The 16,895-nt window shown below is 59.5% G+C and carries 14 protein-coding genes and 1 riboswitch; of the genes, 12 read left to right on the top strand and 2 right to left on the bottom strand.

Translation table 11 applies throughout. The annotated features are described in order from the left end of the window. Window positions 1-128: 128 nt before the first annotated feature. The 11 genes from GT019_RS05950 (at window position 129) to GT019_RS05900 (ending at window position 14,000) form a co-directional block, all read left to right on the top strand. Window positions 129-2,387 (top strand): heavy metal translocating P-type ATPase, encoded by a 2,259-nt coding sequence (locus tag GT019_RS05950; RefSeq protein ID WP_161741827.1) that lies wholly within the window; start codon window positions 129-131, stop codon window positions 2,385-2,387. Window positions 2,388-2,426: 39 nt separating this feature from the next. Continuing rightward, complete coding sequence (locus tag GT019_RS05945) at window positions 2,427-2,627, top strand: cation transporter (RefSeq protein WP_161741825.1); 201 nt, start codon at window positions 2,427-2,429, stop codon at window positions 2,625-2,627. 115 nt (window positions 2,628-2,742) lie between these two features. Beyond that, a complete protein-coding gene (locus tag GT019_RS05940; protein ID WP_161742152.1) occupies window positions 2,743-4,692 on the top strand; it encodes an ATP-dependent DNA helicase in 1,950 nt (649 codons plus the stop codon). 58 nt (window positions 4,693-4,750) lie between these two features. Further along, entirely contained in the window at window positions 4,751-5,476 is a 726-nt protein-coding gene (locus tag GT019_RS05935) for a DsbA family protein (protein WP_235946923.1), read from the top strand. Further along, window positions 5,473-5,952, top strand: a complete 480-nt coding sequence (locus GT019_RS05930) for a disulfide oxidoreductase (protein ID WP_161741823.1) — start codon at window positions 5,473-5,475, stop codon at window positions 5,950-5,952. The genes GT019_RS05935 and GT019_RS05930 overlap by 4 nt, the downstream gene beginning before the upstream one ends. 249 nt (window positions 5,953-6,201) lie before the next feature. Further along, window positions 6,202-9,108 (top strand): 2-oxoglutarate dehydrogenase E1 component, encoded by a 2,907-nt coding sequence (locus GT019_RS05925; RefSeq protein ID WP_161741822.1) that lies wholly within the window; start codon window positions 6,202-6,204, stop codon window positions 9,106-9,108. Between the two features lie 3 nt (window positions 9,109-9,111). Further along, window positions 9,112-10,386 (top strand): 2-oxoglutarate dehydrogenase complex dihydrolipoyllysine-residue succinyltransferase, encoded by a 1,275-nt coding sequence (gene odhB, locus GT019_RS05920; protein WP_161741821.1) that lies wholly within the window; start codon window positions 9,112-9,114, stop codon window positions 10,384-10,386. A gap of 164 nt (window positions 10,387-10,550) precedes the next feature. Continuing rightward, window positions 10,551-11,867 carry a deoxyguanosinetriphosphate triphosphohydrolase family protein gene (locus GT019_RS05915; protein ID WP_161741819.1) on the top strand — a complete coding sequence of 439 codons (1,317 nt, stop codon included), beginning with the start codon at window positions 10,551-10,553 and terminating at the stop codon, window positions 11,865-11,867. A gap of 217 nt (window positions 11,868-12,084) precedes the next feature. Continuing rightward, a complete protein-coding gene (locus GT019_RS05910; protein WP_161741818.1) occupies window positions 12,085-12,315 on the top strand; it encodes a hypothetical protein in 231 nt (76 codons plus the stop codon). Between the two features lie 65 nt (window positions 12,316-12,380). Further along, entirely contained in the window at window positions 12,381-13,295 is a 915-nt protein-coding gene (locus tag GT019_RS05905; protein ID WP_161741817.1) for a hypothetical protein, read from the top strand. 186 nt (window positions 13,296-13,481) lie between these two features. Then, complete coding sequence (locus tag GT019_RS05900) at window positions 13,482-14,000, top strand: glutathione peroxidase (protein WP_161741816.1); 519 nt, start codon at window positions 13,482-13,484, stop codon at window positions 13,998-14,000. A 96-nt stretch (window positions 14,001-14,096) separates the two neighbouring features. On the opposite strand, the gene GT019_RS05895 is transcribed toward GT019_RS05900, so the two are convergent. After that, window positions 14,097-15,428 carry an APC family permease gene (locus GT019_RS05895; RefSeq protein WP_161741815.1) on the bottom strand — a complete coding sequence of 444 codons (1,332 nt, stop codon included), beginning with the start codon at window positions 15,426-15,428 and terminating at the stop codon, window positions 14,097-14,099. Between the two features lie 66 nt (window positions 15,429-15,494). Further along, window positions 15,495-15,604, bottom strand: a riboswitch (guanidine-I (ykkC/yxkD leader). A gap of 111 nt (window positions 15,605-15,715) precedes the next feature. On the opposite strand from GT019_RS05895, the gene GT019_RS05890 reads away from it, so the two are divergent. Beyond that, a complete protein-coding gene (locus GT019_RS05890; protein ID WP_161741814.1) occupies window positions 15,716-15,937 on the top strand; it encodes a cold-inducible protein YdjO-related protein in 222 nt (73 codons plus the stop codon). Window positions 15,938-15,995: 58 nt separating this feature from the next. On the opposite strand, the gene GT019_RS05885 is transcribed toward GT019_RS05890, so the two are convergent. Continuing rightward, a complete protein-coding gene (locus GT019_RS05885) occupies window positions 15,996-16,895 on the bottom strand; it encodes a DNA-3-methyladenine glycosylase 2 (protein WP_161741813.1) in 900 nt (299 codons plus the stop codon).

Here is a 16,895-nt window from a genome sequence, read left to right as displayed (position 1 = left end):
CGGCCGGCAGCGAAATCATGCTGCGAGGTCTTTTTTTTATCTCTTGCGATACCCCTATGGGGTATGTTATGATGATTTTGGAAGAGATACCCCGTGGAGGTATATGGCGGAGATAGGAGCAGAGGCAGATGACGAAACAAACCACGACCCTTCAGATCACCGGCATGACTTGCGCCGCTTGCGCATCCCGGATCGAGAAGGGGCTTAGCCGCATGGAAGGCGTCGCGAACGCAGCCGTCAATCTGACGATGGAGACCGCCCGCGTCGAGTACGACGTGGACCTGACCGGTCCGGGCGCGTTTATGGACCGGATCGACACGCTCGGTTACAAGGCGGAGGTTCGGCAGGAGTCCGTCCGTCCCGGAAAATCCGCCGAGCTGCGGCGGCTGCGCTTGCGTTTCTATATATCCGCCGCGTTGTCGGTCCCGCTGCTGGTTGCCATGGTCAGCCATTTCGCGTTTCTGTCCTTCCTGACGCTCCCGGAATGGCTGATGAATCCTTGGGTGCAGCTTGCGTTCGCGACCCCGGTGCAGTTCTGGATCGGCGGCCCGTTCTACGTCGGCGCCTACAAGGCGCTGCGCAGCCGAAGCGCCAACATGGACGTGCTGGTCGCGATGGGCACTTCGGCCGCGTATTTCTACAGCCTCTACGAAACGGTGGCATCCATCGGAAACGGCATGCATAGGTTGGAACTGTATTATGAAACGAGCGCGTTGCTGATCAGCTTCCTGCTGCTCGGCAAGCTGCTGGAGTCGCTCGCGAAGGGCCGCACCTCGCAGGCGATCGGCGCCTTGGCGGGCTTGCAGGCCAAGGATGCCACGGTCGTTCGCGGGGAACGGGAGCTGAAGCTGCCCCTCGAAGAGGTGTTGGTCGGCGACGTCGTGCTCGTGAAACCGGGCGAGAAAATTCCCGTGGACGGGACCGTGATCGGCGGCAGCTCCTCCGTCGACGAATCCATGCTGACGGGAGAAAGCTTGCCCGTCGAGAAGAGCGAGGACGACCGAGTGATCGGCGCCACGATGAACGGGCGGGGCGCGCTGACGATTCGCGCCGTCAAGGTCGGACGGGATTCCGTCCTGGCGCAGATCATCCGCGTCGTCGAAGAGGCGCAGGGCTCGAAGGCGCCGATCCAGCGAATCGCGGACGTCATATCGGGCATCTTCGTTCCGATCGTCATCGGTTTGGCGGCGGCGACGTTCCTGCTCTGGTACTTCGCGTTCAGCCCCGGCGATTTTCCGGATGCCCTTCGCACGGGCATCGCGGTGCTGGTCATCGCCTGTCCTTGCGCGCTGGGCTTGGCGACGCCGACCTCGATCATGGCCGGCTCCGGCCGGGCGGCGGAGCTCGGCATCCTGTTCAAGGGCGGCGAGCATCTGGAACGGGCGCATGCCGTCGATGTCGTCGTGCTCGACAAGACGGGCACGGTGACGGAAGGCAAACCGCGCCTGACCGACGTGGAGATCGATCCGACGTTCGAATCGCGCGTGCTATCCAATTCCGATGCTGCTTTCCAAACGAATCCCGACGCCGGCCGGCTGCTCGGCTGGATCATGGCGGCGGAGAGCAGCTCCGAGCATCCGCTGGCCGAAGCGATCGTCGCCGGGCTGCGCGAACGGGGCACGGCGCCGGCCGCCATGCCGCAGCGTTTCTCGGCCGTTCCGGGGTTCGGCATCGAAGCCGTCGTCGAGGGGCAGACCTTGCTCATCGGAACGCGGCGGTTTCTGACGGAGCGGGGCGTTGCCCTCGATGGCGAACGACTGCAGCGGTTCGCGGCGCTCGAGGAGAACGCCAAGACGGTCATGCTCGCGGCGGTCAACGGCCGTTTCGCGGCGCTCCTCGCCGTCGCGGACACGATCAAGCCGACCTCGCGTTCGGCGGTCGCGGCATTGAAGGCGCTCGGCTTGCAGGTTATGATGGTAACAGGGGATAATCCTGCGACCGCGCTGGCCGTGGCCCGGCAAGCCGGCATCGAGCATACCATGGCCGAAGTGCTGCCGGAAGGCAAAGCGCTCGAGGTCAGGAAGCTGCAGGCGGCGGGGCGGAAAGTCGCGATGGTCGGAGACGGCATCAACGACGCGCCGGCGCTTGCGGCCGCCGACATCGGCATCGCCATGGGGACCGGCACCGATATCGCCATGGAGACCGCGGATATCACGCTCATGCGCGGCGATCTGGGCGGCATCGCCGAAGCGATGGCCATCAGCCGCAAGACGATGTCCAACATCAAGCAGAACCTGTTCTGGGCGCTCGCCTACAACGCGATCGGCATTCCGATCGCCGCCGCGGGGCTCCTCGCGCCGTGGGTTGCCGGAGCCGCGATGGCGCTTAGCTCCGTCTCGGTCGTATTAAGCGCGCTGCGCCTGCAGCGTTACCGTGCTCGTTCGTGACGAGCAGCCACACCAATTCCAATCGGGGAGATGATCCGAATGACAAGCGTTATTGAAGTCAAAGGCATGTCGTGCCAGCACTGCGTGAACAGCATCGAAGGCGCGCTGAAGAAGAAGGGCGTATCCGCCAAGGTCGATCTTCCGGGCAACCGCGTGACGGTCGACTTCGAAGAGAAAGCGATCACGATGGCCCAAATCAAATCGACGATCGAAGACCAAGGCTTCGACGTCGTTTCCTAATAACCGCTGCGGCGATCGAATACGCTGCCGGCGCCATGGCTAATCCGTATTTCGGGTTAGCCTTTTCTTGTGCCGGCATGCTATGATAGAGGCTTGATTGGAGGCTGTCATGACGTTGAATAAGTATCCTTTTGAATTCGATCCGAAAGTGCCGTTCATCCAGCAGGCAAGCGACTGGATCGCGGATGTTTTCTATGAACGGCTGCCCGAAGCCGGCTTCGAGCTGCGCGACGAGCAGATCTTCATGGCGTTCCAGCTGGAGCGCGCGTATAACGAGAAACGAACGATTTTCGCCGAAGCCGGCGTCGGCACGGGCAAGACGTTCGTCTATTTGCTGTATGCCATCAACTACGCCCGTTACACGCGCAAGCCCGCGATTATCGCCTGCGCGGACGAATCGCTGATCGAGCAGCTGGTGAAGCCGGAGGGCGACATCGCGAAGCTTGCCCGCTATCTGGACCTGACGATCGATGCCAGATTGGGCAAATCGATGGACCAGTACATCTGCTTGAACAAGCTGGACGATGCGCGGGGCGGCTTGGACAACCTGGAGGCGTTCGGCGACGTGCATGCGTCGCTGCCGGATTTCGTGAACAATCCGGGCACGATGCAGGCGTTTCACCCCTACGGCAATCGCAAAGACTACCCGAATCTGACGGACGAGCAGTGGAATGCCATCTCCTGGGACGTGTTCCAGGATTGCCTCGTCTGCAGCAGGCGCCACCGCTGCGGGCAGACGCTATCGCGCGAGCATTACCGCAAGGCGGCGGATATCATCATCTGCTCGCATGATTTCTATATGGAGCATGTGTGGACGTACGAGGCGCGCAAGCGGGAAGGCCAGCTGCCGCTGCTGCCCGAGCACAGCTCGGTCGTCTTCGACGAAGGCCATCTGCTGGAGACGGCCGCCCAAAGCGCATTGACCTACAAGCTGAAGCACGGCGTGTTCGAGTCCATCGTTACGCGCCTCCTGCAGGGCGAGATTCGGGAAACGCTGGCCGTGGCCATCGAAGAAGCCATCGAGCAGAGCGAGAAGCTGTTCGCCCTGCTCGATGCCGGCAGCATCGCCGTCGAAGCATCCGACCGCCGGGAAGCGCCGCTCACGAAAGCGTTCCTGCGCGAGGTGGACCGGTTCGGCCTTCTTCTGTCCGCGATCGAGGAAGAGCTCGTCTTCGAGAGCGGCATGTTCACGATCGACGCGTATCAGCTGACGATCGTGGAGGAGCATATCGAGATGATCCAGCTGGCGCTGCGGTTGTTCAAGCAGCCCGAAGGCCTGATCTCGTGGGTGGAGCAAGACCGCGACGGCACCTCGCTCGTCATCATGCCGAAGCTCGTGAAGGAAGTCCTGAAGGAGCGCGTCTTCTCCCAGCGCATGCCGGTCGTCTTCTCTTCCGCGACGCTGTCGGTCGAAGGTTCGTTCCGCTACATCGCCGACAGCCTCGGCATCGACGACGCGCTGTCCTTCTCCGTGGCGTCGCCTTACGAATACGAGGAACGGATGTCGGTCGCGTTCTCGAGCGAGTCCGACCCGGACGCGAAGCTGCGGCTGACGCTCGACCGCCTGAGACAATCCGCGGGCAAGGCGCTCCTGTTGTTCCCGTCCATGGAGGAGCTGCGGCGCTTCCGGGACGACATCGCGGACATTCCGGGCTATGCGGAGTTCCGTTTCCTGTTCGAAGGCACGGCCGAGATCAGTCATCTGATCGCGTCCTTCCAGAACGACGAGGCCAGCGTTCTATGCGCCGTTACGTTATGGGAGGGACTGGATATTCCCGGCCCGTCGCTGTCGCACGTGCTGATGTGGTCGCTGCCGTTCCCTCCGGGCGATCCGGTCTTTACCGCCAAGCGCCGGGAGGCGGACGATCCGTTCCGGCAAGTGGACATGCCCCATATGCTCCTTCGGTTGCGTCAAGGACTGGGCCGTCTCATCCGCAAGCGCGACGACGAAGGGATCGTGACGATCTTCGGGCGCGAGCTCGCGGACGGGGAAATCATGGACCGGATCAAGGGCGTTCTTCCGCAGGGCGTGCCGGCCGACGAACTGCTGCCGTCCCCGAATTGACATCTACTGGCACGGCTCTTACAATTTGAGTAGACTGATAGAAAAGGAAGGGAAATAGATGACGCAACCGATCAAGAAAACGGCGTACAAGAGCCAGCGGAAAGCCGAGCTGGAAAGGCAGGAGAAGCAGCGCAAAACGATGAGAAAGCTGATATGGGGGACCGCCATCGTCGTCGTGCTCGGCATTGTCGCGGCACTCGTCTTCACGCCGCGGTCGAACCCGACCGATTTCGATTACGCGAATCTTCCCGTCCTCGGCAAGGCCGACGCGCCCGTCAAAATCGTAGAGTTCGGCGATTACAAGTGCCCGTCCTGCCAGATTTTCAGCCAACAGGTGAAGCCGGTGCTGGAGAAGGAGTATATCGACACCGGAAAAGTGGCGTTGTACTTCAAGGATTTCGCGTTTATCGGACCCGATTCCCTGACCGCCGCGTCTGCCGCCCATTCCGTCTTCCATCAGAATAACGACGCGTTCTGGAAATACTACGACGCCCTTTACAAGAATCAACCCGACGAGAAAACGTTGTGGGCAACGCCGGATTATCTCGTGAAACTGGCGAAAGACAACAATGTCGGGATCGACTACGACCTGTTGAAGAAAGACATCGACGGGAAAACGTATGAAAAGGAAGTCACCAAGAGCAACGCCGACGCGCAAAAAGCGAACGTCCAATCGACGCCGACGCTGTTCATCAACGGCAAGATGTTCACCGGTCAATTCGCCGATTACGGCGCGATCAAAGCGGCGATCGAGGATGCCCTCGCGGCAGGTAAATCCGAATGACGCCGAAGTCGCCGTTCCTGGCCTTCTTTAGCCGGTACGCCCTTTATTTCGCCTGGGTCGTATCGATCGTCGCGGTCGGAAGCAGTCTGTACTTAAGCGAAATCATGAAATTCATTCCTTGCAACCTATGCTGGTATCAACGGATCTTCATGTATCCCATCGTCATTCTGCTCGGCATCGCCTGCTACAACCAGGATCGCAAAATCATCCGCTACGTGCTGCCGCTGTCCATCGTCGGAGGCTGCATATCGTTGTACCATTATTTGGAGCAGCAAATTCCGGCCTTGGCCCGCGTTCTCCCATGCACGGTAGGCGTACCGTGCAGCGAGGATTACCTGGATTGGTTCGGCGGATACGTCACCATTCCGTTCCTGGCGCTCATCGCGTTTATCCTGATCACCGCCTTGTTGATCAATGGCGCGAAGAAGGACGAGACGGACGACGAGGAAGAAGAGCCGGTTCGCGCGCTTTCCTGATCGCGATCGGTTAACGATAAGGCTGTCCGTGCATCCGAAAATTGGATGCGGACAGCCTTTTTTACGGAATCTGCCAGCGCTGTCGAATGAAGGAGGTCGCAAATATGAAGATTATGAGGACATTTGTCACATTATTTGTTCCTCCCATTTACTTCTGGTATCATATATGGATGAACGTTATAACGGGTTATTGGAACAAGAAGGCATTATACGCGCCCGTTGTACAACTATTGATGGAGGTAGCCGTTAATGACAGCAGACAGTATTGACCGCAAGTCGCCTTGGGAGCTCTATTACGGTCCGAACCTAGGGTACATCGAAGAAATGTACGAGCGCTTTTTGCGCAACCCGAACGACGTAGATCCCGCCGTGAAGGAATTATTTGAGAAGTGGGGACCGCCGCCTTCCGTATCGGCAGGCAGCAGCGTGAACGTGAATCCACCGCTCAAGGTAACGACGGACGGTTCCAATAGCATCAAGACGATCGATCCCGCTTATCTGAAAAAAATCGTGAACGCCGGCAAACTCGTGCGCAACATCCGCACGTTCGGCCATCTGGCCGCCGACAACGATCCGCTCGGCCTGACGCCGCCTCCGGACACTCGCTTGCTCGAACCTTCCACGTTCAAGCTGACTGACGAGGATCTCGAGGCTATTCCTGCTTCGCTGATTTGGGAAGAAGCGCCGGAAACGATCGGAAACGGCAAGCAAGCGATCCAACATTTGAAGGACGTTTACATGAAGTCGTTCGGCTTCGAGTTCGCCCATATCCACGAGCAGGACGAGCGCCTCTGGCTGCGACGTCAAGCCGAGCTCGTCATGAGCAGCAAACCGATGACCGCGCAAGAGCGCATCGGGCTCCTGCAGCGCCTGATCGACGTCGAACAATTCGAAACGTTCATCCACCGCTCGTTTGTCGGCCAAAAACGCTTTTCCATCGAAGGAATCGATACGCTGGTGCCGATGCTGGACGAAGTCGTGAGAGAAGTCGCTCATGACGGCGCACGGCATATTCTCATGGGCATGGCCCACCGCGGGCGCCTGAACGTGCTGACGCACGTGCTCGGCAAGCCGTATGCGGCTATCTTCGCGGAGTTCCACCATTCGGCCAATAAAGATATGGCCGAAGGCGCCCTCGGTATCAACACCGGCTGGACGGGCGACGTGAAATACCACCTTGGCGCCCACCGTTCGGTGAAGGAAGGCGAGACGGTCGAGACGCGCATTACGCTGGCCAACAACCCGAGCCACTTGGAATACGTCAATCCGGTCGTCGCGGGCTTCGCGCGCGCCGCGCAGGACGACCGTTCCAAGGCCGGTTATCCCGTATCGGACTTCGGCAGCGCGGCAGGCGTGCTCATCCACGGCGACGCGGCATTTCCGGGCGAGGGCATCGTAGCGGAAACGCTGAACTTCAAGAAGCTGCGCGGCTACGAGAGCGGCGGCACGATCCACATCATCGGCAACAACCGTCTCGGATTCACGACGGACAGCCTGGATTCCCGTTCGACGTATTACGCGAGCGACCTGGCCAAGGGCTACGAGATCCCGATCGTTCACGTCAGCGCGGACGACCCGGAAGCTTGTATCGCGGCAGTCCGCATGGCTTGCGAGTACCGCCAAAAGTTTCATAAAGATTTCCTGATCGATCTGATCGGTTACCGCCGTTATGGTCATAATGAAACGGACGACCCGGAAACGACGCAACCGCTCGTGTACAAGAAAGTGAACAGTCACGCGGTGATCGCGCGCCTCTATGCCGAGAAGCTGAAGGAGAAAGGCTTCGTGACGGAGGAGCAGGTCGCGGCTTTGCGCAAGAACGGTCTAGCGAAGCTGCAAGCGGCCCTGGACGAAGTGAAAGGGAACGACAAGAACCATAAACAGCCAAAAATCGACGATGTCGGCAGCAAACGCCGCAAAAAAGACATCGCGACGGGCGTTTCGCTGAAGAAGCTGCGCGAAATCAACGCGGATTTGCTGAAGTGGCCCGAAGGCTTCAAGGTGAACGACAAGCTCGAACGGATCCTGACGCGCCGCGCAGGGGCGCTGGACAAGGGCGGCAAGGTCGATTGGGGACTCGCGGAATCGCTTGCCTTCGCGACGATATTGTCCGACGGCACGCCGATCCGCTTGAGCGGACAAGACGTGGAACGCGCGACGTTCGCGTTCCGCAACTTGGTGCTGCATGACCCGACCAACAATGCGACGTACTCTCCGATGCATACGCTGCCGCAAGCGAAAGCTTCCTTCGCGCTGCACAACAGCCCGCTGGCTGAAGCGTCCGTGCTCGGCTTCGAATACGGGTACAACGTGTTCTCGCCGGAAACGCTCGTGATCTGGGAAGCGCAGTACGGCGACTTCGCCAACTGCGCGCAGGTCATCGTCGACCAATTCATCACGGCGAGCCGCGTGAAATGGAGACAGCAATCCGGCCTCATCATGCTGCTGCCGCACGGTTACGAAGGCAATGGACCGGAGCATTCCAGCGCTAGGCTGGAACGTTACCTGCAGCTGGCGGCCGAAGACAATCTGACGATCGTCAACATGACGTCGGCATCGCAGTATTTCCATCTGCTTCGCCGCCAAGCCGCGATTTTGAACACGGAAGAAGCGCGTCCGCTGATCGTGATGTCGCCGAAAAGCTTGATCCGTAACGCAAGCGTCGCATCCGAGCCGTCCGAGCTGTCCGAAGGCTCGTTCAAGCTGGTGCTGGAACAGCCGGGCCTCGGCAAGAAAGCGGACAAAGTCGAACGCTTGATCTTCTGCACGGGCAAAGTGGCCATCGACCTGGAAGCGGGTCTCGAGCTGAAGGAAGGCGAGTCCGCGGATGCTTGGGATTGGCTCCATATCGCGCGCGTGGAACAGCTTTACCCGTTCCCGAAATCCGACGTGGAACAAATCATCGCGCGCTTCCCGAACGTCAAAGAAGTGCTTTGGGTACAAGAAGAGCCGCAAAACATGGGCGCTTGGAATTATGTCGAGCCTCGTATCCGCGCTCGCGTATCCGACAAAACGACGGTCCGTTACGTCGGCCGGCCGAAACGTTCCAGCACGGCGACGGGCTTCCACAACGTACACGTCATCGAACAACAGCGCATCATTTCGGTCGCCCTTAACCGCAGTACATTAAACGCTAACAGCCAAGGAGAGAAGTAGGCAATGAACGATATCAAAGTACCCGAGATGGGCGAATCGATCGTAGAAGGCACGATTTCCAAGTGGCATGTGAAAGTCGGCGACAGCGTCAACGTCGGCGACGTCCTGGCCGAGCTTGAAACAGACAAGGTCAACATCGAGATCAGCGCGGAGCAGGCCGGCGTCGTCGGCCAGCTTCTTCGCGCCGAAGGCGACACGGTAGCCGTCGGCGAAACGATCGGCGTGATCGGCGGCGAGGCTGCGGCGAGCGCTCCTGCGGCCGCTGCTCCCAGCGCTGCCCCTGCAGCCGAGCCTGTTGCTCCTGTCGTTCAAGAACAGAAGCCTGCCGTGGCGGCATCGACGCCTGCAGCTGCGCCGGCGTCCGCGGACGCGGCGTCGATCTCCGCTACGCCTGCCGCGCGCAAGCTGGCCAGAGAACGCGGCATCGATCTGACGCAAGTGCAGTCGAACGATCCGCTTGGCCGTATCCGCCAAGAAGACATCGCGGCCCACGGCACCGCCGTTTCTGCGGCAGTGCCTGCAGCTGTGCCGGCACCGCAAGCGCCTGCGGCATCGGCACCTGCAGCCGAGCCCGGCAAACCTGCCGAGCGCCGCAAGATGTCCCGCCGCCGCATCACGATCGCGAAGCGCCTCGTGGAAGCGCAGCATACGGCAGCGATGCTGACGACGTTCAACGAAGTCGACATGACGGCCATCCTGGACGTCCGCAAACGCCGGAAGCAAGCCTTCCAAGAGAAGCACGAAGTCGGCCTCGGCTTCATGTCGTTCTTCACGAAAGCGGTCATCGGCGCGCTGAAGGCATTCCCGCTGCTGAACGCCGAGATCCAAGGCGATGAAATTCTCGTGAAGCAATACTACGACATCGGCATCGCGGTCTCCGCGAAAGAAGGCCTCGTCGTGCCGGTCGTTCGCGACGCGGACCGTCTGAGCTTCGCCCAGATCGAGAAGGAAATCGGCGATTTGGCGGGCAAAGCGCGCGCGAACACGCTGGGACTGAACGATCTGCAGGGCGGCACGTTCACGATCACGAACGGCGGCGTCTTCGGCTCCTTGCTCTCCACGCCGATCCTGAACGCGCCGCAAGTCGGCATTCTGGGCATGCACAAGATCCAAATCCGTCCGGTCGCCATCAACGCGACGGAGATGGAAAACCGCCCGATGATGTACATCGCGCTCTCGTACGATCACCGCATCGTCGACGGCTCGGAAGCCGTTCGCTTCCTCGTGACCGTCAAGGAACTGCTGGAAGATCCGGAATCCTTGCTGCTGGAAGGCTAATGCGCCAACTGACTTCCGCATAAATTACGATTCATGACCCAAACCTCACAAGTTGACGTCAGGCCATCTGCCCTGATTCGTCAGCTTGAGAGGTTTTTTATTTGCTATTCCCGAACGTTCTACATAAAATAAGAGAAACGAGAGAGAAACGGAGGCGGATGAGCATGAACGTACGTAAAATGCGGCTTTTTGATTACGAGAACATCCACTCCAGCGAGGATCGGGACGAGTTTGAGAAGGACTATGCCAGGTTGATCCAATCGCCGGCGTTCCGGCGCCTGCAGGGGAAATCGCAAGTGTTCGGCGCGGGCTCCGGCGACTATTACCGGACGCGGCTGACGCATTCGCTGGAAGTGTCGCAGATCGCCCGCGAGGTAGCGCGGAAGCTCTGCAAGAACAACCCGTTCCTGGCTAAGCGCGAGCATCCGGGTCTCATGATGGATCCCGAAGTGGTCGAATGCGCTTCGCTGGCGCATGACTTGGGCCATCCCCCGTTCGGCCATAAGGGAGAAGAAGTGCTGAACGATATCCTGATGGACGAATGCGGGCTCAAATACGAGGGCAATGCGCAGAATTTCCGTATCCTGATGTTCCTGGAGAAGCGCGCGGGCAGCGACAGCGGTCTCGATCTGACGGCCGCCGTGCTGCTGGCGATCAATAAATATCCGTTCAGCCTGGAGGATCCCGGCCGGCTCAAAGGCGTGTACGGCATGGAGTGGGAGGGCATCGCCTCCCTGCGCAAAGCATGGGGCATGCCGGATGGCTGCGCGACGCTGGAAGCCCAATTGATGGACTTATGCGACGACATCGCCTACTCCACGCACGATATCGAGGACGGTATCCGCGCCGGCAAGATTCAGATGAACACCAGCCTGTTCGAGGACGACCGGCTCATCGAGAGCGTCATGCAGGAAATCATCGACGATCCCGGCAACGCCGTCATGCATTGGGAACAGGTCGACATGAAGCTGATGGTGAAGCAGGCGCTGCTCCATTACCTGCAGCAATGGGAAACCATCTACGTGGAATGCGGCAGGGAGCCCTCGCGCACGCGCCGGGAGATGAAGGCGCGCTGGGTGCGCAAATTCGTCAGCGGCGTGGGCATCATCGACGATCCCGCGACGGGCTGGAAACGGGTGACGTTCATCCGCGACGGCGTTCAGGATCTTGAGCTGCTGCGGACGATGGAAATCTTGAAGAAGCTCGCTTGGGTTACCTTGATCAAGGATTTCCGCGTGCAGCGCCTGCACAAGCGCAGCGAGATCATGATTAGGCGGCTCTGGGACAGCTTCAGGACGCCGGAATCGGGCCGGCTGATCATACCGCCGGACTGGCTCGAGAGCTACGAACGGCAGCGCAGCAAATGGCCGTGGGAGCGGATGGTGGCGGATTATATCGCCGGCATGACGGATGCGTACGCCGAGAAGGTGTACACCGAATTTTACGCCAGCCGTTCCGGATCGATCTATGAACGCGATTAGCCGGCAGCGGCGGAGAGGACGATCGGGTTCAAATCCCGGTCGTCCTTGTTGAGGTTGCATTCGCGGACGCCGAGCGTAGCAGGTTGCGGGGAGGCATGACGGCTCGCGAGGACAGTCATTGCGCGCTGCTCGTCGCGAACTCCAACGCCGCGCGCGAGGGGCTGAGCGAAGATGGGGCATGAATGAGAGCGCGTCATGAAGGAAGGGGAGAGGCGACATGACGGAATTTGCCGGAGAGGGCAGTCATTGCGTCATTCGGCGTATCGGTCTCGTAACGGAAGCGGACCATAACGGCGTGACGGTCATAATCGGCGGCAAGTCGCTGCGGCTTGCCGGGGAGAAGGTGGCGGAAGGCGTCGCGCCGGGCGATGCCGTCGAATGGGACGGTAAAATTTGGCGCGCGTCAAAGGATGGCGATACGGGTACATCAAACATGAGAAAAACTTAATGCCGCCCGCACCCTCTATCGCGGCGGACGATCCGAATCCTTGATAAGGAGAGGATGATGACACCATGGAAGTATTGGACACCAAGAGATGCCTGTTCTGCGATTCGCTCGTGCAGGTGAGACATAAAGGCGGCAGCGAATGGTACATGAACTGCCTCTGCTCGCCAAGCGGCGCCTACGGCCTGAAGGACGACAGTTACGAGCCGTTCCGGCAGCTGTCTTATTCGGATAAACGAAACATGTTCCCGATTATCTCCGCCTACATCCGGGAGAAAAGCGACTGCGAGGAAGTGGTGATCGTCTCGTTCGACGAACGGGACGCCATTCTGCTGTCGCCGCAAGTCCCGTTGACTACAGAGGAGAAGGGCCTGCGCCTGCTGCGGTATTTGCACCGTCACGCGAGCGGGCCTGACGATCCGGTCGTGATCAATCAATTCTCGCAAAGCTTCAATCTGACGTACTCGTTGAACCTGCAGGAGCTCGTCTATATCGCCGAGAAGCTGAAGGAAGAAGGCATGATCGAACGGATCGGCTCGACGTTCCGCCTTACGGACAAGGGGTGGCTGGAGGCGGAATCCAGCGCGTCGGGCAAGTCGCTCAAGCCCTGCTTCGTCTTGCTGCCGGAAGGCGCGGAGGAGCTGGCGCAGGCATGGATGGAGACGGTGTTTCCGCGGCTGATTCAGCTGGGCTATGCGCCGAAGCTGCTGCAGGTGGAGGGACGGAGTCCTTCCGCCAAGCCTGTTCATGAAGCGATGCAGCAGGTACTGACCTGCAAGCTGTTGATCGCCGACATCTCGGAGCCGGAGGCCGAGACATGGATGTACGCCGGCTACGCGATCGGCAACGAGATCCCGGTGGCCTGGACCTGCCGCTCGTCGGCATCCGGCGGCAGCCGCCCAGCGGGCGTGCGGCCGATCGTGTGGGACGACCCCGAGCAGCTTGCGGGCCAGCTGCAGCATGCCTTGAGCCGCGACGCCTGATGCTTCGCCGACCAACGGACGCGAGCGGCGCTCCTATTTGTTCGTGCAAACAAAAAAGCCGCGATTCGGATGCGTACGCCTTGTCGATAATAAAATTTGCTCCCGCTTCCGGTATTCGTCTATAATGATTTTATGCAATTTAATTAAGCGAAATGTACGAATGACCGATATCGGGAGGGACAAAGCATGCGTATTTATGATTTCAACGTCACCACGATCGACGGGACGGAACAGACGCTGGCGGCTTACGAAGGCAAGGTTCTGCTGATCGTCAACACGGCAAGCGCCTGCGGCCTGACGCCGCATTACAAGGGACTGCAGCATATTTACGACAATTTCAAGGATGAAGGCGTCGTCGTCCTCGGCTTCCCCTGCAACCAGTTCAAAGGCCAGGAACCGGGCACGAACGAGGAAATCGCGCAATTTTGCGAGCTGAACTATTCGGTCACGTTCCCGATGTTCGCCAAGATCGACGTGAAAGGCGACGATGCGCACCCGCTGTTCAAATATCTCGTCGACGAAGTGCCGGCTCCGTACCATACGGGCGATATCGAGTGGAACTTCGTCAAGTTCCTCGTCGACAAAGAAGGCCATGTCGTGAAGCAGTATCCGGCGACGACCGATCCTGCGGCGATCGAGCCCGATCTGCGCAGCCTGATCGAGACGGGCAGCCTCGGCGCGGCTCCGAATACGGTCAACGATTGATTCGCGACTAACGAAGCGCTTCGCGCGGATACATCATGAAATGCAAAAAAGCACCCGGCAGCGGGTGCTTTTTTGCATGCGAGCGCCTGCGCGAGGCTATGCGCCCTTGCGCGCTTGCAGCTTCCTGCGGGCCAGCAGGCCTTTTGCGAAGGCGGTGTTCCGCGCGTTGTAGACGATTCCGGCGAGCAGCCAAGCGAGCCCCATCATCAAGGCGTCCTTGCTGAGCAGCAGGAACAGCCAGCCGACGATGCCGGCCCCGAGGGTCGGAAGGATCAGATAGAGCAGCGTTCCGGAGAAGGAACGACGGCGTTCTCTTGCGTAATAATGGCTGACGACGGATACATTAACGAAGAAGAAGGCGGTCAGCGCGCCGAAATTCACGAATTTCACGGCCAGGTCGAGCTGGATGACCAGCGAGAGCAGGGAGACGATCGCGACGATCAGAATATTGACCACCGGCGTCTTTAATTTGGGATGCACGTACGCGAAGCAGCGCGGCGGCAGAATCCTTTCGCGTCCCATCACGAACATCAGCCGGGAGACGCTCGCCACCGAAGACACGCCTTGGGTGAAGATCGCGAAGAGCAGCACGGCGATGAACACGGTGCCGAGCGCGGCCCCGCCGACCATCTTGACGATCTGGAGACCGGCGGCGTCGATATCGGCGAACGCGATGGCTTTCGGAAATACGAGCTGGGTCAAATAAGACGGTGTGACATATAGGATGCTGGCGATTATAATAATAATGCCGATCGCACGGGGGATGTTCTTCTTGGCGTTCTTGGTTTCCTCCGCCATCGTGGTGATGGAGTCGAAGCCGAGAAACGAGAAACAGATGATGGATACGCCGCTCAGAATCGACGCGATCGGGATGGTCGTCTGCAGCAGCGGCGCCAAGGGATCATGAAGCGTCGGGAGATTGCGGATCAGCAGCGCGCAGAAGAGCGCGATGAAGCCGATTTGAAGCAGGACGAACCATTTGCTCAGGTTGGCGGAGAAGGAAGCGCCCTTCACGTTCACCAGCGTGATGACGAGGTTGATGCCGATGATCCACGCGTATTCCGGGATGACCGGGAATTGCGCGTGCATGTAGATGCCGAACGTCAGGCAAGCGATGATCGGAGAGAACAAGTAATCGAGCAGCAGCGCCCAGCCGACGAGAAAGCCGAGATAGGGGTGGACGGATTTTTTTACATACGTATAGGCGGAACCGGACGTCGGATGGGCGACGGACATCAGTCCGTAGCTGTAGGCGGTGAACAGAATGGCGACGAACGCTAGCAAGTAAGCCTGCGTCAGCATGCCCGACGACGAATCGTAGGCGATTCCGTAGATGGAGAAATAAATCATCGGCGTCATCCAGGCAAGTCCCAAGAAGACGACTTGCGTCAACGACAGCGTCCGTGGCAGTTTGGCTTCCTCTCTCATGCGCGGCACAACCCTTTCGATGATGGCTAAAATAAAAAAAGCGCAGGAGATATCCGTCGACTGATATCCTCCCGGGCTTTTATCCCTCCGTGCACACAGCGCTTGCCGTGCGTTTTCTCTCGGACCAGCCCGACGGTCAGCTAATCTGCCGCGGCGGAACCCTAGAAAACGATTATGGTTGTTTATTCGTTTTTCTTGTTAGATAATATAACACGAAAGACGCAATCGTCAATTGAAAACTTAGTTCAACCACGAATTAGCATGATGGATGGAAAGGATGCTTACAGTTGGCAACGACAGAAGATGAGAAACCGAAGCTGATCCCGACGAAGATTTGGAAATGCAAAAACGCGGAGTGCAAGGCGTGGGTGAGGGAAGAATTCGCCGAGAGCGAGCAAAGCTGCCCCATCTGCAAAGGCCCCATGCATCGCAGCATGAGGCATCTCCCGGCCGTGCAAAACAAAATCAAACGACAACCGCGAAAACCGAAATCGGAATTCGACATCTAGCCGCCGCTCAGGCGGCTTTTCTTTATGCTGCGCGAGGGAAGCTTCCGTCCGCCAGTCCTCAGTAGAGCAGCCGCCACAAATAAAACGTCGCGTACGCTTTCCATTCGCCCCAACCGGCGGAAAGCTCCCGAATCTCGGCGATGGACGGTTTGTCCTCGCGGCCGAGCACCGTCTTGAGCGCGTTATGCAGCCCGACGTCCTCGATCGGGAAAGCGCCGGGCATGCGCAGGCAGCGCATCAGCACGTAGTTGGCCGTCCAAGGGCCGATGCCGCGGATGCCGGTGAGCGCCTTCTCCATGGCCGTCCAGTCGGGCAGCGCCAACAGCCCTTCCTTCGACAGCGCGCCGTCGGCCATCAACCGCGCGGTACCGATGACGTATTCGGCCTTGCGCCCCGTGAATTGCAGCTCCCTCAGCTCCGCGGGATCGATGCCAGCGATGCGCTCGGGCGAGGGGAACAACCAATGCCGGTCGCCGTCCCAATCAAGGGCTTCGCCGAATTTTTCCACGAAGCGCCGTTTGAGCGCGTAGGCGAAGGTCAGGTTGATCTGCTGGCCCATGATGCCCCAGCAGAGCGCCTCGAACAAGTCCGCGATGCCGACGATGCGCAGGCCGCCGAATCGCTCGGCGGCCCCGGACAGCACGGCGTCTCGGCTCGCCAGCTCGAGGAACGGCGCCAGATCCCTGTCCATGTCGAACCAATCGCGGACATAAGCGACGATGTCCGCCTCCATTGCCCGAGCCTGCGCTTCCGGCAGATTCGGACAAGCGACGGACAACTTGCCGTCCGCGAGCTCGGACAGGACGACGAGGACGGGCGTTTCGCCGATGCGAATCAGCCGCGAGAGGACTGCATCGTCGACGCGGTACAGGCATTCATTGCTGGATCGTTCCATATAGCCGAGCATATGCGGGAAGCTGAACGCTTCCGGCGGCGTTAACGTGATGTTTACTGTCAT

The organism is Paenibacillus glycinis (genome assembly GCF_009909185.1).
In the GTDB taxonomy this organism is placed as follows: Bacteria; Bacillota; Bacilli; order Paenibacillales; family Paenibacillaceae; genus Paenibacillus_Z; species Paenibacillus_Z glycinis.
The sequence above is the reverse complement of the archived record's forward strand: the minus strand, read 5'-3'. Positions and strand labels throughout refer to the sequence as shown.